The organism is Lentilactobacillus sp. SPB1-3 (assembly GCF_026913205.2).
Classification (GTDB): Bacteria; Bacillota; Bacilli; order Lactobacillales; family Lactobacillaceae; genus Lentilactobacillus; species Lentilactobacillus terminaliae.
Genome location: NZ_CP168151.1, coordinates 481704 through 499501 on the forward strand (window position 1 = coordinate 481704; position 17798 = coordinate 499501).

At 38.2% G+C, this 17798-nt stretch carries 19 protein-coding genes; 13 read left to right on the top strand and 6 right to left on the bottom strand.

The genetic code is table 11. The annotated features are described in order from the left end of the window. The first annotated feature begins 52 nt into the window (after positions 1-52). The 3 genes from O0236_RS02260 (at position 53) to O0236_RS02270 (ending at position 3415) form a co-directional block, all read left to right on the top strand. Complete coding sequence (locus O0236_RS02260) at positions 53-982, top strand: L-lactate dehydrogenase (protein ID WP_268912559.1); 930 nt, start codon at positions 53-55, stop codon at positions 980-982. 165 nt (positions 983-1147) lie between these two features. Then, positions 1148-2566 (top strand): anion permease, encoded by a 1419-nt coding sequence (locus O0236_RS02265; protein WP_268912560.1) that lies wholly within the window; start codon positions 1148-1150, stop codon positions 2564-2566. 78 nt (positions 2567-2644) lie between these two features. Further along, positions 2645-3415: an alpha/beta fold hydrolase gene (locus tag O0236_RS02270; RefSeq protein WP_329608905.1), complete on the top strand. Its 771-nt coding sequence runs from the start codon at positions 2645-2647 to the stop codon at positions 3413-3415. An 8-nt stretch (positions 3416-3423) separates the two neighbouring features. Here O0236_RS02270 and O0236_RS02275 read toward each other — a convergent pair whose 3' ends face one another. Further along, positions 3424-4371, bottom strand: a complete 948-nt coding sequence (locus tag O0236_RS02275; protein WP_268912562.1) for a sugar-binding transcriptional regulator — start codon at positions 4369-4371, stop codon at positions 3424-3426. Between the two features lie 224 nt (positions 4372-4595). On the opposite strand from O0236_RS02275, the gene O0236_RS02280 reads away from it, so the two are divergent. The 7 genes from O0236_RS02280 to citG are packed head-to-tail and all read left to right on the top strand — an operon-like array spanning position 4596 to position 11004. Further along, positions 4596-5753, top strand: a complete 1158-nt coding sequence (locus O0236_RS02280) for an NADP-dependent malic enzyme (protein ID WP_268912563.1) — start codon at positions 4596-4598, stop codon at positions 5751-5753. An 18-nt stretch (positions 5754-5771) separates the two neighbouring features. Further along, positions 5772-6827: a [citrate (pro-3S)-lyase] ligase gene (gene citC, locus O0236_RS02285; RefSeq protein ID WP_268912564.1), complete on the top strand. Its 1056-nt coding sequence runs from the start codon at positions 5772-5774 to the stop codon at positions 6825-6827. Then, complete coding sequence (gene citD / locus O0236_RS02290; protein WP_268912565.1) at positions 6817-7110, top strand: citrate lyase acyl carrier protein; 294 nt, start codon at positions 6817-6819, stop codon at positions 7108-7110. Before citC ends, citD begins: the two co-directional genes overlap by 11 nt. A 2-nt stretch (positions 7111-7112) precedes the next feature. Further along, positions 7113-8027: a citrate (pro-3S)-lyase subunit beta gene (citE, locus tag O0236_RS02295; protein ID WP_268912566.1), complete on the top strand. Its 915-nt coding sequence runs from the start codon at positions 7113-7115 to the stop codon at positions 8025-8027. Beyond that, complete coding sequence (gene citF, locus O0236_RS02300; RefSeq protein WP_268912567.1) at positions 8017-9555, top strand: citrate lyase subunit alpha; 1539 nt, start codon at positions 8017-8019, stop codon at positions 9553-9555. Before citE ends, citF begins: the two co-directional genes overlap by 11 nt. A 53-nt stretch (positions 9556-9608) precedes the next feature. Continuing rightward, positions 9609-10145 (top strand): citrate lyase holo-[acyl-carrier protein] synthase, encoded by a 537-nt coding sequence (gene citX / locus O0236_RS02305; protein WP_268912568.1) that lies wholly within the window; start codon positions 9609-9611, stop codon positions 10143-10145. 4 nt (positions 10146-10149) lie between these two features. Further along, the gene (gene citG / locus O0236_RS02310) at positions 10150-11004 is read left to right on the top strand and encodes a triphosphoribosyl-dephospho-CoA synthase CitG (RefSeq protein ID WP_268912569.1); all 855 of its coding nucleotides are present in this window, start codon (positions 10150-10152) and stop codon (positions 11002-11004) included. A gap of 32 nt (positions 11005-11036) precedes the next feature. Here citG and O0236_RS02315 read toward each other — a convergent pair whose 3' ends face one another. Both O0236_RS02315 and O0236_RS02320 read right to left on the bottom strand, forming a co-directional pair. Beyond that, a complete protein-coding gene (locus O0236_RS02315) occupies positions 11037-11537 on the bottom strand; it encodes a DUF1836 domain-containing protein (RefSeq protein WP_268912570.1) in 501 nt (166 codons plus the stop codon). 21 nt (positions 11538-11558) lie between these two features. Next, positions 11559-12410, bottom strand: a complete 852-nt coding sequence (locus O0236_RS02320) for a DegV family protein (protein WP_268912571.1) — start codon at positions 12408-12410, stop codon at positions 11559-11561. A gap of 190 nt (positions 12411-12600) precedes the next feature. Between O0236_RS02320 and O0236_RS02325 the strand changes: the two genes are divergently transcribed. Together O0236_RS02325 and O0236_RS02330 are read left to right on the top strand one after the other, a co-directional pair. Continuing rightward, a complete protein-coding gene (locus O0236_RS02325) occupies positions 12601-13119 on the top strand; it encodes a MarR family winged helix-turn-helix transcriptional regulator (protein WP_268912572.1) in 519 nt (172 codons plus the stop codon). Beyond that, positions 13109-13477, top strand: coding sequence for a rhodanese-like domain-containing protein (locus O0236_RS02330; RefSeq protein WP_268912573.1), 369 nt, complete (start codon positions 13109-13111; stop codon positions 13475-13477). The genes O0236_RS02325 and O0236_RS02330 overlap by 11 nt, the downstream gene beginning before the upstream one ends. Positions 13478-13531: 54 nt before the next feature. Here the strand turns inward: O0236_RS02330 and O0236_RS02335 are convergent, their stop codons facing one another. Both O0236_RS02335 and O0236_RS02340 read right to left on the bottom strand, forming a co-directional pair. After that, a complete protein-coding gene (locus O0236_RS02335; protein ID WP_268912574.1) occupies positions 13532-13792 on the bottom strand; it encodes a hypothetical protein in 261 nt (86 codons plus the stop codon). Between the two features lie 62 nt (positions 13793-13854). Beyond that, positions 13855-14259: an HIT family protein gene (locus O0236_RS02340; protein WP_268912575.1), complete on the bottom strand. Its 405-nt coding sequence runs from the start codon at positions 14257-14259 to the stop codon at positions 13855-13857. Between the two features lie 171 nt (positions 14260-14430). On the opposite strand from O0236_RS02340, the gene O0236_RS02345 reads away from it, so the two are divergent. Then, entirely contained in the window at positions 14431-16965 is a 2535-nt protein-coding gene (locus tag O0236_RS02345) for a M1 family metallopeptidase (RefSeq protein ID WP_268912576.1), read from the top strand. A 61-nt stretch (positions 16966-17026) separates the two neighbouring features. Here the strand turns inward: O0236_RS02345 and O0236_RS02350 are convergent, their stop codons facing one another. Continuing rightward, positions 17027-17758 carry an SDR family oxidoreductase gene (locus O0236_RS02350; protein ID WP_268912577.1) on the bottom strand — a complete coding sequence of 244 codons (732 nt, stop codon included), beginning with the start codon at positions 17756-17758 and terminating at the stop codon, positions 17027-17029. Positions 17759-17798: the final 40 nt, after the last annotated feature.

Genomic DNA, 17798 nt, shown 5'->3' on the forward strand with positions numbered 1-17798 from the left:
GGTAAATCATTTTAAATTGAAAAATAAATTGATGCTATTGAAGGAGTACGGTATGAAAAATAATAGAAAAGTAGTTCTTGTTGGTGATGGGGCAGTTGGATCTTCATTTGCATTTACACTGCTACAAACAACGACTGTTGATGAAATGGTAGTGGTTGATCTTAATGAAGAGCATGCACAAGGTGATGTGATTGATTTGCAAGACACTTTACCAAGTCCTGCACCAACCGATTTCAGAACTGGTACTTATGCTGATGCAACTGATGCAGATATCGTTGTTATTACTGCAGGAGTACCAAGAAAGCCAGGCGAGACGCGCTTAGACTTAGTTAATAAAAATGTGAAAATTCTTGAAAGCATTGTTAACCCTGTTGTTGAAAGTGGCTTTAAAGGGACTTTTGTTGTCTCAAGTAACCCAGTTGATATTTTAACCACGATTACTCAAAGACTTTCTGGTTTTCCAAAGAATAGAGTTATTGGAACAGGAACATCTCTTGATACTGCCCGTTTGCGCGTAATTATTGCTAAAGAATTAGGTATGAGTACAAAGGGTATTAATGCAATGGTTATGGGTGAACACGGAGATTCTTCGTTTGTGAACTTTGACGAAGCAACTATTAATGGTAAACCACTTCGTGAATTTCCCAACATGGATAACGCCGGTCATTTGAATGAAATTGAAAAAGAAGTTAAGGGCCGCGGAGGCGAAATTATTTCTAAGAAGGGTGCGACATTTTATGGTGTTGCAGTAAACCTGACTAAAATTTGTCAAGCTATTTTAAATGACGCCGACGTTGTATTACCTATTTCTGCTCCAATGAATGGACAATATGGCTTGTCAGATATTTACATTGGTTCTCCAGCAGTTATCAATGCCAGTGGAGTTCAAGAAGTTATCGAATATCCTTTATCTGATAGAGAACTTGAAAAAATGCACACATCTGCAGATAAATTAAATGAAGTTTTAGTTAACGCTAAATAGTTTTTTATGTATAATGATGAAAGTGCATTATTACACAATCTAGGTTGCTGATAAAAAATACATTTTGTGAATTTGTTATTATTAATATCGATTTCGTATAAAGTGAGTGTCTGATGTACTAATAAATTTTCTATTTTGATAGAAGGAATTTTCTGGGAGGAAATTATGGAACTTAACAAGATCAATTATAAAAAGTTCATATTGCCACTAGCAGTGGGACTTATCATTTGGTTCTGTTCACCATTTAAGCCAGCATCTGTTTCTATGGCAGCATGGCATATTTTTGCAATTTTTGTAGCAACAATTATTGGATGTATTACCCAACCATTGCCAATTACTGGGGTAGCTTTAATTGGAATGACTTTGACGGTTCTTTTGGGTGTTGTACCAATGGATACGGCCGCTGAAGGATTTGGTAACACTACCGTATGGATGATTGCAATGGCATACTTCATGTCACGAGGATTTATCAATACTGGATTAGGACGTCGAGTAGCTCTGGTTTTCGTTAGATTATTTGGTAAGCGGACGCTTGGTTTAGCTTACTCACTAATCGGAGTTGATCTGTTAACATCTCCAGCAACTCCAAGTAACACTGCTCGTTCTGGTGGTATCGTTTATCCGATTATCCAGTCACTTGCAGAAACGTTTGGTTCAGATGCTAAGGATGAATCAAGAAGTAAAATCGGTTCATTCTTAGTTTTCGCTGAATTCCATGGTGATATTATCACTAGTGCAATGTTTATGACTGCCATGGCACCTAACTTGGTTGCTATGACTTTGGCTAAATCATTACACGTTGAAATTTCTTGGTTCACTTGGTTCTTAGCAGCAATTGTTCCAGGACTAATTTGTTTGATTGTTGTTCCTTACTTGATTTACAAGATGTACCCACCTGAAATTAAAGATACGCCTAATGCTAAAGAATGGGCTGACAGCGAACTTGAAGAAATGGGTAAGATGAGTCTTCCTGAAAAAATCATGGGAGTAGTCTTCGTTTTGGCATTAGTATTATGGATGCTTTCAAGTTTTATTGGATTAGATGCTGCCACAGTTGCTTTCTTGGCCGTAGCTTTGTTACTTGTATGTGGTGTGTTATCAGTTAATGATATCTTGCATGAAACTGGTGCATGGAACACATTAGTATGGTTCTCGATTCTTATCTTCATGGCTAACGAATTAAATACTCTTGGATTTATTCCTTGGTTGTCAGGTGCAATTGGAACCGCCTTACATGGTGTTAGTTGGGGAATCGTATTGATTGTATTAGTAATCTTCTACTTCTACAGTCACTACATGTTTGCCAGCGGTACTGCCCATGTTTCAGCGATGTATGGTGCTTTGCTTGGTGTAGCCATTTCAGCTGGTGCTCCCGCAACGCTTTCTGCATTACTACTTGGATTTACCGGATCAATCTTTGCTTCAACAACTCATTTTGCTAACGGACCTGCCAGTGTGTTATTCGGTTCAGGATATGTTCGTCAAAACGATTGGTGGAGATTGAACTTTGTTCTAGGTATCTTCTACCTATTGGTATTTGGAGTTATCGGAACACTTTGGATGAAAGTTATTGGAATTTGGTAATCAAAAAACAGTCGAGGATTCTACTCGGCTGTTTTTTAGAAAGAATAACTATTTGTGGAGGAACGTTCATTGAAGTTTATGACAAATGACAGGGTTCAGATTGATTACACAGATACTGGTGAAGGACGAGCGGTCGTACTACTCAGTGGTTTGGGTGGATTCAAAGAAATTTGGACTGCGCAGATTCCATTCTTAGTTGAGAATGGATTTCGTGTAATCAATATTGATGCTCGAAATCAAGGAAGATCGGGTAAAACTATCAAGGGTCGCAGAATAAGTAAACACGCACAAGATATTCATGATTTATTAGACGCGTTGAACATTCATAAATTTATTGCCGTAGGAAATTCAATGGGGGCCTCAACGTGGTTTGCATATATTTCATTGTATGATTGCGATGAGATTGAAAAAGTTGTGGATGTTGATCAAAGCCCTAAGATGGTCACTGATGAAACATGGCCATTTGGTTTTAAAGATTTAAGTTGGAACAACTTTCCCGAATATTTGCGACTCCCGTTTGGTCCAGCGTCCTTTCATAAATTAGATGATCAAGTCTTTGCACAAGTTGGTACAGCTCAAGAACAAACTAATTATGATGAACAACAGAATGAGCCTTTTTTAAGAGATCATGCCTTTCAAGATTGGCGTGACGTAATTGCATTAATGAAAGTACCGTTGCTCATTGTTGCAGGAAAAAATTCGCCATACTTTAATCCAGAGTTTGCAAAAGCTACAGCAAATCTGGCCAAGTATGGCGAATATAAAGTTGTTTCAGAAGCTGGTCATTTGGTTATGGCAGAACAGCCTAGAGAATTTAATCAAATCATTTTGAAGTTTTTAAAAAAGTAAATTAAGATTTATGATTCCATTTCCATCAACACTCGATTAGCAATTGATTCGTTGCTGACGAAATCAGTGATGAGATGTCCGCGTAATGCTCCAAGAAGTGGTCTGGCTTTAAACTTGCTTTTAACAATTACTAATCTTGAAGGAACAGCAAGTAATGTATCAATTGAAGCGCCAAATAATTTATCCGTCGTTGTGTTTAAGATATTTCCATCAATATCGAATGGTCGGCCATATAGCATACCAACGATTTTGGTCGGATCGACGCCTTGAAAAATTTCAGCTTTATGTTGTTTCCAGACTGGAATCGTATCGATCGATGCTAAGGTACCAATTCCTGCAAAAATCATATCCATTTTTGACATAGTGGAGAACGCCGGAATAAAAGCTGGTTCCTTAGCAAGATTTTCTCGTACACTGTCGTTGAAAATATACAGTGGAGCAGGAACGGTTTGATAATGGGCACCGTATTTTGCGGCCGCCTTTTGTACTAGTGGCGTTGATCCTGAAGGAGACGAGTATTTTAAATTATCTCCCATAATTTGATTGAATATCAAATCGTCACGAACATCCGCTTGAAAATGATTGATGGTGTTCATCACAGTCCCGCCCCAAGAAACACCAACAGTTCGACAACGTTTGATTTTGTCTTGAAGTGTTTGAGCTGCGAAGTTAACTATGTTTTCGTTGTCTTCATTTGATGTATCAGCATCTTTAACAATATAAGCATTTTCTATGTTGAATAATCGTTTAAAACGGGCCTCCATCTCTAAGTTTCTTTCGATGGGAGTGTTGATACTGATTTTTACTAAACCTGATGATAGGGCCTCATCTAGTGATTTGCTGATTAGATAACGGCTAATGTTATATTTTTCTGATATCTGGGCAATGGTGAGGTTAGAAAGATAATAATCTCTAGCAATGTTTGCTAATTGCTCTTTATACGTTACGTCTTCCAAATGGAGAACCTCCTATTGAGTCTTTTACAATATCATAACAATGTTTTTTTAAAAATGCTGTATTTTTTTGAATTATGTTGGAATAAAGTAAAAAGTGTTTTTAAATTTGTAAAAAGTACCCATAAAAATTTGAAAAAGATAAAAAATGCGGTAAAATGTTATTGTAAGCAAATTTAATGAGTAACTATGTACTTTATGGTTGCTTAGGTCAAGGAGCGTAACGTATGACAGAAGCAGAAGATATATTAAAACTTCACGCAGCGCATACTGGAGTTCTAGACATTAAGTCTGACTTGAGTGTGAATACAAAAGCAGATCTTAGCAAAGCTTATACTCCAGGGGTTGCTATTCTTTCTAAGAAAATAGCAGCCGATCCCGAATTGAAAAATAAGTATACGATTAGCGGTAAGCTGGTTGCACTTGTTACAGATGGATCAGCTGTATTAGGTCTAGGAAATATTGGCCCTGCTGGTGGATTACCAGTGATTGAAGGAAAAGCTCTTTTGTACAAGGACTTAGCTGGAATTAGCGCAATTCCAGTTGCCGTTGATCAAGTTTCAGTTGATGAAGTGGTTAATACAATTAAGAATATTTCTCTTTCATTTGCTGGTATTCATCTTGAGGATATTGCGGCACCTAGATGTTTTGAAATTGAAGATAAGTTAAAGCAGGTGTTAGACATTCCTGTCTATCATGATGATCAAGAAGGTACTGCAATTGTTGTGTTGGCTGGATTGATAAATGCTTGTCGATTGACATCCCGAGATCTTAAATATACCAAGATCGTGATAAATGGTGTTGGTGCTTCAGGATTGGCTACTGCTCGTTTATTGTTTAACTTAGGATTTAAAAACCTTACTTTAGTTGATGTTTATGGAGTGGTTACCCCTGAAGATGATCGCTACAATCACTATCAACGAGACTTAGCTCGTCAATTAGGCACACCGGCTGATTTGAAGAACAAGAAGCTCAGTGACGTAATTAAGAATCAAGATGTCTTCATTGGACTATCTGATCAAAATGTCATGTCTGCTTCTGATGTTGAGGCAATGAATGATGATCCAATCATATTTGCTTTAGCCAATCCAGTTCCAGAAATTGATCCAGATATTGCTTCCAAGGCTGGTGCTAAGGTAATTGCAACTGGTTCAAGCCAGTATCCTAACCAGGTGAATAATATTCTCGCCTTCCCAGGACTGTTTAAGGGACTATTAGCTAATGGGATTAAGAAAGTTGATTTTGATTTACAATTTGTGATTGCTAAAGCGTTGGCCAATACGGTTGAAAAAGTTTCTGCTGAAGAAATTGTCCCTAGCGTTTTCGATGAACGAGTTGTTAAAAATGTTAGTCAGGCTGTTACAGATTTTAGTAAGACTAAGTAGAAATACTGGAGGTAATTCATGGATAGTGACGTTAAAGAGTTGCATCTTAATAACTCGGCTGATTACAAGAAATGGCGCACTTTTCTTGAATCTTTGGACATTACCAACTTCGAAGAATCTGAAGTTTTTCAGATTGATCTAACCTTGGGTATCTATTCAGGTGATGATTTAGTCGCAACTGGATCTTTAGCCGGTGATACTTTAAAGTACATTGGAGTTTGTAACAAAGATGTTGTGTCCGGATCGCGATTTAATACGATTGTTAGCGAGTTAGTTAATCGAGAATTCCAACGAGGAATCTTTCATATGTTTGTATTTACAAAAGAAAAGTATTCTGAAAGTTTTCAACACGTTGGATTCAAAGAGCTCGCCCATACAGATGCGGCGGCAGTTCTCGAGAACGGAAGACCCGGCATCAAAGAGTACTTACAATCTATTCCAAGAGTAGCAGACCAAGAAAAAAAGCATGTGGGTGCAATCGTTATGAATGCTAATCCATTTACCAATGGTCATCGCGAGCTGGTAAAACAGGCGTCGGGCACATGTGATTTGGTATATGTATTCGTGGTTAAAACTGACGCATCATTATTTAGTTCCTCAGAGAGATTCGAACTGGTTAAAGCTGGCACTAAAGATTTGGACAATGTGATTGTTGTCAGTGGTGGTGACTATATGGTTAGTTACTTAACTTTCCCAGCTTACTTTTTGAAGTCATCTGAAGAAACAATCAATTATCAAACTACAATTGATGCCAGGATTTTTAGAAATGAAATTGCTGAACCATTGAATATCTCTCAGCGATTTGTTGGAACAGAACCATTTTCAAGAACCACAGGAATGTACAATCAAGTTTTAGCTAGGGAATTACCCCCTAAAGTTGAATTAAAGATCATGGATCGATTTGAAGAAGATAACACACCAGTTTCGGCTACTAAAGTTCGTAAACTAATCAGTGATGATGATATTGACTCGATTGCTGATACGGTGCCACAAACGACCTTTGATTTTATTCAGCAGAATAAAACTGAATTACAAAGCAGGATTAAGAGAGGAATGAATATTAATGGAAATTAATGAAACTGCAATCGCAGGAACTTTGGAATCATCAGATATTCAAATCATGATTTCAAACGGTGCAAAGGGAATTGAAATTGACTTAACGTCAGATGTTGAAAAGCAATTTGGTACACAAATTAAGAATGTGATTACCACTACATTGAACAACTTGGGTATTGAAAATGCCGCTGTTAAAGCAGTAGATAAAGGTGCCTTAGATTGTGTTATTAAAGCAAGAACAATTGCTGCTGCTCAACGTGCAACTAAAACTACTGATGAACCAGCATGGGAGGTACTATAAAGATGGCTAACAATGACGATCGTTTACGTCGGACAATGATGTTTGTCCCTGGTAATAACCCAGCAATGGTGAAAGATGCTGGAATCTATGGTGCCGATTCAATCATGTTTGATTTGGAAGACGCTGTTTCAATGAGTGAAAAAGATGCTGCTAGAGACTTAGTATATGAAGCATTACAATCACAAGATTATGGCAACGCGGAATTAGTTGTCCGAGTAAATGGACTGGACACTCCTTATTACGCTAACGATGTTAAAGCAATGGTTAAAGCTGGTATCGATGTTATTCGTTTACCTAAAGCTGAATCTGCTGACATGATCAAAACATTGGTTGCTGATGTTGCAGCTGCTGAAAAGCAATTTGGTCGTGAAGAAGGTTCAACTCATGTTATGGCTGCTATTGAAAGTGCCAAGGGAGTTCTTAATGCACCTGAGATTGCTGCTGCTTCTGACCGTATGATCGGTGTTGCTCTTTCTGCTGAAGATTATACGACTGATATGAAGACTCACCGTTATCCTGATGGTGCTGAACTACAATTTGCAAGAAACATGGTATTGCATGCTGCTCGTGCTGCAGGTATTGCTGCATTTGATACTGTCTTTACTAATATGGATGACACTGAAGGATTCTTCCGTGAAACACAATACATTCACCAACTTGGTTTTGACGGTAAATCATTAGTTAACCCTCGCCAAATTGCAATGGTTAACAGTGTTTATGAACCAACCCAAAAAGAAATTGAAAATGCTAAGAATGTTATTAATGCGATTGAAGAAGCAAGAATCAAGGGCTCAGGAGTTATTTCTATGAATGGTCAAATGGTTGACCGCCCTGTTGTATTGCGTGCTGAACGTGTAATGAGACTTGCAAAGGCTTCAAACCTAGTTGACGAGGAGGGCAATTACATTGAAAAATAGTGTAAATCGAGAATTACCAGACGATATTATGAATGACTTAAACTACAAGGGATTTGAATCTACTGAGATTGGCAATCCTGATATTCAACGAGTAGCACCCAAAGTTCATGTAACTACTGGAAATGATAAGGTTGTTAACTCTATTGAAGATGTTGTTAAGAAGACAGTTAAAGATGGAATGACAATCTCATTTCATCACCACTTTAGAAATGGTGACTTTGTATTTAACATGGTTATGCGTGCAATCATTGACGCTGGTATTCAAGATTTAACTTTAGCACCATCATCATTAACTGGTGTTATGAATGATATTGTTATCGAAGCAATTAAAGCTGGTACAATTACCAACATCACTAGTTCAGGGATGCGTGGTTCTTTGGGAGACTTCGTTTCTCACGGTGGTTTAAAGAATCCAGTGATTTTCCGTTCACATGGTAACCGTGCCCGTGCCATTGAACATGGTGATATCAAAATTGACGTGGCTTTCTTAGGTGTTCCTAATGCTGATAAATTAGGAAATGCTAACGGAATGAATGGTAACGCAGTCTTTGGTTCACTTGGATATGCATTAATGGATGCTCAATACGCTGACTCAGTTGTCCTATTGACTGATAACATTGCTGAATATCCCAACACACCAGCATCAATTAAACAAACCCAAGTTGACTACGTTGTTAAGGTTGATCAAGTTGGTGATCCAGAAAAGATTGGTTCCGGTGCTACTAGATTCACCAAGGATCCTAAAGAATTAAAGATTGCTGAAACAGTTAATAATGTTATTGTTAATTCACCTTACTTTAAGGATGGATTCTCATTCCAAACTGGTTCTGGTGGTGCTGCATTAGCTGTTACCCGTTATCTTCGTCAGGCAATGATCGATAACCAAATCAAGGCATCTTTTGCTTTAGGTGGGATTACTAAGCCAACCGTTGATTTATTAAATGAAGGCTTAGTAGAAAAAGTTATGGATGTTCAAGACTTTGATAAGGGTGCCGCTGATTCAATGCACACAAATCCTAATCAACAAGAAATCGACGCATCATGGTATGCAGATCCAGACAACAAGGGAGCAATGGTTGATCAATTAGACGTTGTTATCTTAAGTGCTTTGGAAATTGATACCAAATTTAACGTTAACGTTATGTCTGGTTCTGATGGAGTTATCCGTGGAGCTATTGGTGGTCACCAAGATGCTGCGACCGCTAAATTAACTATTATTTCAGCTCCATTAGTTCGTGGCCGTATTGCAACCATCGTACCTGACGTTACTACTGTAGTAACTCCGGGTGATTCAGTTGACGTACTTGTAACTGAATATGGTATTGCTATTAATCCTAAGAGAACTGATTTGAAGGAAGCCTTAGCTAATATTCCAGGTGTGCCAGTATTTGACATTGAAGAACTTCAAGCAATGGCTGAAAAACGTGTTGGTAAGCCAGAACCATTACAATTTACTGATCGTACTGTTGCAATGATTGAATACCGTGATGGATCAATTATTGATACAATTAAAGAAGTTAAAGATTAATAATAAAAAGCATCGTAATTAATTACGATGCTTTTTATTCAATAGGAGTAAGCATGCAAAATATCTTTATTGATGGCAATCAACAAGAAATAGAAGACGTGTTGGCCAATCGGGATGCTCGGGTTGAAAAACAGCATCAGCTACTTGCCGATAATCCTGAGATGACCGTGGTAGCAATTAAATTAAATATTCCAGGACCAATTAAAAATAATTCAAAAATAAAGCAACTGTTTGATGCTGGTATGGCAACATTTCTGCAATTGCTTAAAGATAATGACATTCAATATACATTGAATGAAGAGTGGAATAAGGATACTGGTAATGAAGCATTTTTATTAGTTTCAGATACTCAACTAGTCGTGAAGCGGTTAGCAGTGCAGTTTGAAGATAAAGATAAATTTGGCCGAATATTTGATGTGGATGTGTTAGGTCATCACAAAGACGCATCTATTTCGAGAACGGCTTTAGAACTGCCAGTTCGTAAGTGCTTTATTTGTGATCGTCCAGCCAAAGAATGTGCTAGATCAAGACGGCATAGCGTAGAAGAGCTCCAGTTAGCTATTTCAACCTTAGTAGAAAGTGAGTTTTAAATTAATGATTAATAACCAGGTCGACAAGCAGCGTTTGGTCGAAGACGCAATGCGGGCACTATTATATGAGGTTAGCATTCATCCTAAACCAGGATTAGTTGATCCGGTAACTAATGGTTCTCACTTAGATATGGATATGTTCACTTTCATAGATAGCTCAATCAGCTTGATGACATACTTCCAAGAATGTGTGGAGGTGGGGTGGACATTTGACAAACCATCACTAATTGAGTTGTTTCAGCAAATCAGGCCAATCGGAATCAAGGCAGAAAAATCAATGTTCGCGGCCACAAAGGGCATTAATACTCATAAGGGCGCTGTGTTCTCACTTGGAATTTTAGTCACGGCGACGGCATACGTGCAAAATCATGAAGAAACCGATCCATTTACAGTAGTCAAAAAAATGTTGAAGGGTCTTACTAAACATGATTTTGATGGCATTGACTCAAAGCCAGAGTCCGAATTAACCGCTGGTGAACGAGAATACTTAAAGTATGGTATTACGGGTATTCGAGGTGAAGCAGAAGCCGGATATCCAACGGTTACAGACATTGCTTTGCCAAGATTAGCAATGTCTAAGGGAAATAAAAATGTTCGTTTGCTTGATACCTTGATGGCAATTGTAGGTCAAACTACTGATACCAATTTGGTAAAACGTGCTGGGACAACAGATATTATCCCATGGGCACACGAACAAGTTACGCATTACTTTGAGCTGGGTGGTGCAAATACCGTTGAAGGAATGGCATTTTTAGAATCTTTGGATGACGAATTTGCCAAGCAAAACCTTAGTTTAGGAGGGTCAGCAGATTTGTTGATCGTCACAATTTTTGCAGGTTTGGTACAAGGATTGATATAAAAAATAAGGAACATCCATTTACTGGATGTTCCTTATTTTTTTGACTCAATATTTTCGTATAGAATCTTACGCGAATCGACCCAAAATAAGATAGATTCAACCGCTGCATACTCCATTTGAATAATTGGGGTGGCAGCTTCGATATCAATGTTAGTTAGCGCCTTTGAACTGAGTGATTCTCGGCTGGCTTGCTCATTAAAAATATCAACAAATGTATCATAAGCAACTTGAGGAGAAGTATCCGCCAGCATAATCTTTAGGCCAGCCTTAATTTCAGTTAAAGTAAAAATCTTCTTTAACAAGTCCACGATTATGGCTCCAGCTAACTGCATTTGAGTATGAAGCTTACCCTGTGGAGACTCTAAAACTCCTGATTTGAAGTAGTTATGCATCATCGTTTTGGTAAGCTTTTCACCAATAATCGGTTCCACGTATGTGTTGGTAATGCTAATGACTTGGTCTAAGTGCAGACTGAAATTAGGCAATTCGTGCCATTTTGGTAAGTTGGGTGTCTGTGAATTATTATTTGACACCAAGCATCGCCCCTTTAAAAGTTAATCAATTTGAACAGCAATTCCCACTAGTCCGGGGCCGGTATGAACACCAAGGGCAGGAGAAACATCACCATTATAAACAAATTGGGTCGGTAGCTTAGAATGAATCGTGTCGGTGACTTGTTGCATTAGATCGAGATCGTTTCCTTGAGCCACTGCCATCCTGACGTGGTCATGACCCTGAACATCTGCTAATGCCAAGTTGATCAACTTATCAATTGCTTTTTTCTCTGAGCGAACTTTCGCAACTGGATAATAGATTCCTTCTGGGTTACAAGAAATGATCGGCTTAATGCTTAATGCTGTTCCAACCATTCCTGCTACTCGTCCAATTCTACCACCAAGTCGTAAATATTTTAATGATGGAATGTAAAAATATACCCGACTTCGTTCTACAGAATGTGTCACAGAATCAACGATTTCTTCGAACGGAGTTAACGAAACGATTAAATCTTCGGCATAAGTGGCGATTAAACCGCCACCAGCACCAATGTTTTTTGAGTCGATGACGTCAGTCTTGACATCGGGATATAGTTTAGCAGCTTGTTTAAAAACATTATTAGTAACGGAAAGACCACCGGAAATTGTGATGGCGATAATTTCTTGAAAACCTTTGGCAATTAACTTATCAATTGATTTGGCGACTAGCTCAATTGTCGGACTTGCTGTCTTGGGGATTACATCTTGATTCATCCAATTGTAAATTTCGTCAGGGGTGATAGTTTCGCGGTCATAATATTCTGAATCCTTAACAGTTACAATCAATGGTACGATTTCAACATTGTCTTGAATCGATACTTCTTCGGGAATATCTAAGGCTGAGTCTACTAATAATCCAATTTTAGGTTGCATAAGGCATCTCCTGAATCTCATTTTAATTATTATGTAGTATTCTAAACCGCATTTTGTAGTTGTCAATACTAATTAATTGGTTTCTGAAATAAAGTCAGAAACGATTTAAATTATTTGATGTTTATCTTGCCTCTTGAAAAGAACAGTGTTATATTTAGTTAGCCGGCTAATTAAAATGTGAGGTGCATATATGGAACCGTATGATTTTTCGGATGTCCCTAGTATCCAGAGAATAAGAGAAATGAACCAACAGGTCGCAAATAGTGAACCTGACAATGTATTATCGTTTATTACCTTTCAACAAGTATATAGTGAAATAGATAAAGCATACTCTGATTTGTTGCAGTCTCATCATTTATCAGAATCACGTTTTTTGATTTTGATGTTTTTACGACGAGCAGGTGATCACGGCTTAAGTCCATCGATGATCGCTCAAAAGTTGTCGTCGACTAAGGCCACGGCCAGCAAGTTGATTAGGGGAATGGCTGGCGACAATATGATTGAAAAGTTGGCTTCACCAATCGACCAAAGAAGCTCAGTTGTTAGAATCACTCAGTATGGTAACGAATTGTTAGATGATTTTTTGCCTGCGAATTTCAATTTTGTAAACGAATTGTTTAGCCGACTAACTAATGATGAACAAATTATGTTTAGTCAACTCTTACAGAAGCTACTGGTGAATAAGGAGAATGAAAACCATGGAAACTAAAAAAATCGAACTATTAGAAACATACTTAATCCTATATATCGATCATTTTAAGGTACTAGAAAGTCTTAAGAATCCTGATGATTCAGATATTGTGGTTTTGGATGTTAGGAATGCTCCTAAGCAAGTTAAAGGTGACCAAATAAAAGGTGCTGTACCTATGGCGGCAAAGGACATTGCTGACCATCTTGATGAACTGAATCCTGAGAAGACTTATGTAGTATACGATTGGACTGGTGGGACCACATTAGGAAAAAATGCGTTACTGATTTTACTTACCCACAATTTTAAAGCGTTTGAACTAGCTGGTGCCTTGGAAGGCTGGAAAGGAATGAACTTACCAGTTGAACCCGCCAAATAATTAGATAATCAATATAAAAAGGAGCCCGCATTTTGCGGAGCTCCTTGCTTGTTTTTATACTGGATCAGCCGTTGCTTCCCAGCCATTATCTAATATTTGGTGGTAATGTTTGCCGATGGGAATCCAAACTTTAGATTCTGCAATTCGTTGCATAACATCCCAAAACAGTGAGTCACTTTTTTCTTTATTGGATAGGTTAATTTTTAACATCTTGCCGTTCTCTGTTTTGACGATTACAAATGGATAAAATACTTTAACTGGTTGTCCAGCCACAATGTTTTTCGAGATTTTCTTATCATCTAGTAGAACTGACATCTCAAACACCCGCTTTCCTTTTTGTATTGTAATTAGAATAGCGGACGTGGGTTAAGGGAACCTTAAAACAGGCGATGTTTAGCGTTTCTTAATTTTTTGACGGCTCGTGGCAACATATTGCGAATGCCACCAGCAGGGTCCTTCACATCACCTGGGTATCTCGGAATCAGATGAAAATGACAATGCATGACAGTTTGTCCAGCATCTTCGCCCACGTTGATGCCAATGTTGTAACCTGTAGGTGAATACTTTTGATCGATCAATTGTTTACCTTGTCGAATTAAGTCATCCATGGCAATTAATTCTGATTGCTCAAGTTCAAAATAATCTTGTTTATGGTCTTTGACCACGACTAAAAGATGTCCCGTTCTGACAGGATGAATATCCCAGAATGCGACCGCCAAGTCATTTTCTAACACAATGGGAATGTTGGTGCGTTGACAAAAAACACAGTCGGCTTTTTTCACGTTATTTCCTCCATTTACTGGTCTTCACTAATATCATAGCAGACTAGCAAGATATATTAATAATGAGGAGTATTTTAATGAAAGATTAGCGATGAAATTGGCCTAAAGTTTAGCACTGTGATGAAATGTTGGTATAATGAGGGTAATTCTAATAAAGCTAAGGAGATACTCATGACTGCAATAACCCATTTTTATGAGACATTCCAACCAGAACATTACGACATTTATTTAGACATTAACCGGGGACAAAAACAATTTAGTGGTAAAACTACAATTGCCGGGGAAGCTAAATCAGAAAAAATTTCGATTCACCAAAAATTTCTAAACATCGAAGAAGTCCAAGTCGATGGCAAGAGCGTTCAATTCACCAAGGATGATGACAACGATGCATTTTACGTTGAAGCTGGTAAAACCGGTGATATTAAGGTTACAATTTCTTATAGTGCCAAATTGACTGACAGTATGATGGGGATTTATCCTTCATACTATGAAGTTGATGGTCAAAAGAAACAAATTATCGGTACTCAGTTTGAAACTACATTTGCTCGTCAAGCCTTTCCTTCAGTTGATGAACCAGAAGCCAAGGCCACTTTTGACCTAGCAATTAGGTTTGATGAACAACCTGGGGAAACAATTTTGGCTAATATGCCTGAAGTCAAAGAAGAAAATGGTGTTCATTACTTTGATACCACAGTTAGAATGTCAACTTATCTAATTGCATTTGCTTTTGGTGATTTACAAAGTAAAACAACGACTACTAAGAGCGGAGTTAAGGTTGGCGTATTTGGTACAAAAGCACATAAAGCAAATGAACTAGACTTTGCCTTAGATATCGCCAAACGGTCAATTGAATTTTATGAAGACTTCTATCAAACACCATATCCACTACCACATTCATGGCAATTAGCATTACCTGACTTCTCAGCTGGCGCCATGGAAAACTGGGGCTTAGTAACTTACCGAGAAGCTTACCTATTACTAGACCCTGACAACACATCTCTAGAGACTAAACAAGTGGTTGCAACTGTGATTGCTCACGAACTTGCTCACCAATGGTTCGGTGATTTAGTAACTATGAAGTGGTGGGATGATCTATGGTTGAATGAAAGTTTTGCTAACATGATGGAATATGTTTCAATTGATGCAATTGAACCTGATTGGCACATTTGGGAATTATTCCAAACTTCAGATGCCCCAATGGCATTGCAACGTGACGCTACTGATGGTGTTCAACCAGTTCACGTGGAAGTTAATAATCCAGCAGAAATTGATGCTTTGTTTGATTCAGCAATTGTTTATGCTAAGGGTGCCAGAATGTTGGTTATGGTCCGCGCATTATTAGGCGATGATAACCTAAGAAAAGGTTTGAAGAACTACTTTGCTGCTCATAAATTCGATAACGCTAAGGGGGCTGATCTATGGTCAGCACTTGGGGATGCTTCTGGATTAGACGTTGGTAGTATTATGAACTCATGGCTTGAACAACCTGGATACCCAGTTGTTGAAGCAAAAGTCGAAAACGGCGATTTAATTATTTCTCAACAACAATTCTTTATTGGTGAAGGTAAAGAAGCAGACCGACAATGGCAAATTCCACTTAATAGTAATTACGAAGTTGCTCCTGAAATTTTTGCCGATAAGACAATTAATCTTGGCAATTATGAAGAACTTCGTCAACAAAATGGTAAACCATTCAGAGTTAACGTTGGCAACAATTCTCACTTTATCGTGAAGTACGATGAAACATTGTTAAATGATATTTTGGCTAGTGTTACCGAGTTGGCCCCAATTGACCAACTCCAAGTATTACAAGACTTACGTTTATTAGCTGAAGGTCGCCAAATTTCATATGCAAGCATCGTGCCATTGCTAGGTAATTTTGCTGATAGCAAGTCTAATATCGTTAATGCAATCTTGTACTCAATTGCCGGCGATTTACGTAAGTTCGTGACTCCGGGTTCTGCCGAAGAGGATACTTTGCGTAAGTTATACGATAAATTAAGCAACAAGCAAGTTGCTCGCCTAGGTTGGCAATTAAAAGCTGGGGAGTCTAATGATGATCAATTGACTCGACCATATGTTTTGAGTGCGTCATTGTACGCTAAGAATGCCGATTCAATTGAAACTGCGCACAAGCTGTTTGCAGATAATCGTAGTCAGTTAGATACTTTGCCAGCTGATGTTCGGGCCTTTGTATTGAGAAATGAAGTTAAAAACTATGGCAGTGAATCATTATTTGATGAGTTACTAAACACATATGTGCAAACTTCAGATGCAAGCTACAAGGCAGATATCAGAGCTGCATTGACTAGTACTTCAGATCAAAAGTTAATTGCTAAGTTAATTAGTAAGTTTGAAGACGCAGAAACTATTAAGCCTCAAGATCTTCGTGGTTGGTATGCTGGCGTCTTATCAAACGATGACGGCCAACAAGCCGCTTGGGATTGGATCAGAAGCGACTGGCAGTGGTTGGAAGATACTGTTGGTGGTGACATGGAATTTGCCACTTACATTACAGTAACTTCACGGGTGTTCAGAACTCCTGAAAGACTTGCCGAATTTAAAGAATTTTTTGAACCAAAATTAAATACTCCAGGTTTAACTCGTGAAATCGAAATGGATATCCGTATCATTGAGACCAGAGTCAACTTAGTGGAAGCTGAAAAATCAGCCGTTAATACAGCAGTTACCAATTCAGTTAAGTAAAATTATGCAATACAAAAACTCCAAGTAGATTGTCTACTTGGAGTTTTTATTTACCTATGAATTATGAATCTTGACGAGTAGCGGCGATATCTACTTCACGAATGTTAACTTCTTGAGGCATATCGTAAATGAATTTAACTGATTCTGCAACGTGAACAGGATCAAGGGTAATTCCACCCATAGTGTCCTTCCAAGCCTCATAATCAGTCAAGGCTTTGTCATCAGTCACATGAGTTAATAATTCAGTTTCTGCAGCACCAGGAGCTACTAAAGAAATTCGGACATTGTTACCAGAGACTTCTTCTCGAATAGTTTCACTCAAACCATGCACGCCAAACTTAGAAGCAACGTAAGCAGCGTGGTTAACAAAGGTTTTCTTACCTGCCAATGATGACATGTTGATGATAGTTCCGTGTTCACGTGCTACCATGCCAGGAAGAACGATCTGGGTACCATTTAAAACACCCATTACATTAGTATCAAGCATTTGTTGCCATTCCTTAGGTGATTGCTTTTGAACGTTGCCTAACAACATTACGCCGGCATTGTTAACTAGTAGATCAACTGGTCCAAATTTTTCTTCTGCCTTAGCAATGGCATCTTTAAACTGATCTTGTTCGGTAACGTCGACTGATGCGACCATTACTTGATCAAAATTTAATGGTAGAGCAGAAATTTTTTCTGTTCGGCGGCCTAATAATAATTCAGGATAACCAGCAGCGTTGAAAATTTTAGCGATTTCGGCGCCAAATCCTGAGCTGGCACCGGTAATTACGATTAATGGTTTTGTCATAATAATTTCTCCTTTGATATGATATAATGCATTCTATCAG

What these genes read in the sequence shown, in the direction of transcription:
- O0236_RS02260 (WP_268912559.1), top strand. Translation starts at nt 53, where the DNA reads ATGAAAAATAATAGAAAAGTAGTTCTTGTTGGTGATGGGGCAGTTGGA.
- O0236_RS02265 (WP_268912560.1), top strand. Translation starts at nt 1,148, where the DNA reads ATGGAACTTAACAAGATCAATTATAAAAAGTTCATATTGCCACTAGCA.
- O0236_RS02270 (WP_329608905.1), top strand. Translation starts at nt 2,645, where the DNA reads ATGACAAATGACAGGGTTCAGATTGATTACACAGATACTGGTGAAGGA.
- O0236_RS02280 (WP_268912563.1), top strand. Translation starts at nt 4,596, where the DNA reads ATGACAGAAGCAGAAGATATATTAAAACTTCACGCAGCGCATACTGGA.
- citC (WP_268912564.1), top strand. Translation starts at nt 5,772, where the DNA reads ATGGATAGTGACGTTAAAGAGTTGCATCTTAATAACTCGGCTGATTAC.
- citD (WP_268912565.1), top strand. Translation starts at nt 6,817, where the DNA reads ATGGAAATTAATGAAACTGCAATCGCAGGAACTTTGGAATCATCAGAT.
- citE (WP_268912566.1), top strand. Translation starts at nt 7,113, where the DNA reads ATGGCTAACAATGACGATCGTTTACGTCGGACAATGATGTTTGTCCCT.
- citX (WP_268912568.1), top strand. Translation starts at nt 9,609, where the DNA reads ATGCAAAATATCTTTATTGATGGCAATCAACAAGAAATAGAAGACGTG.
- citG (WP_268912569.1), top strand. Translation starts at nt 10,150, where the DNA reads ATGATTAATAACCAGGTCGACAAGCAGCGTTTGGTCGAAGACGCAATG.
- O0236_RS02320 (WP_268912571.1), bottom strand. Translation starts at nt 12,410, where the DNA reads ATGCAACCTAAAATTGGATTATTAGTAGACTCAGCCTTAGATATTCCC.
- O0236_RS02325 (WP_268912572.1), top strand. Translation starts at nt 12,601, where the DNA reads ATGGAACCGTATGATTTTTCGGATGTCCCTAGTATCCAGAGAATAAGA.
- O0236_RS02330 (WP_268912573.1), top strand. Translation starts at nt 13,109, where the DNA reads ATGGAAACTAAAAAAATCGAACTATTAGAAACATACTTAATCCTATAT.
- O0236_RS02335 (WP_268912574.1), bottom strand. Translation starts at nt 13,792, where the DNA reads ATGTCAGTTCTACTAGATGATAAGAAAATCTCGAAAAACATTGTGGCT.
- O0236_RS02345 (WP_268912576.1), top strand. Translation starts at nt 14,431, where the DNA reads ATGACTGCAATAACCCATTTTTATGAGACATTCCAACCAGAACATTAC.
- O0236_RS02350 (WP_268912577.1), bottom strand. Translation starts at nt 17,758, where the DNA reads ATGACAAAACCATTAATCGTAATTACCGGTGCCAGCTCAGGATTTGGC.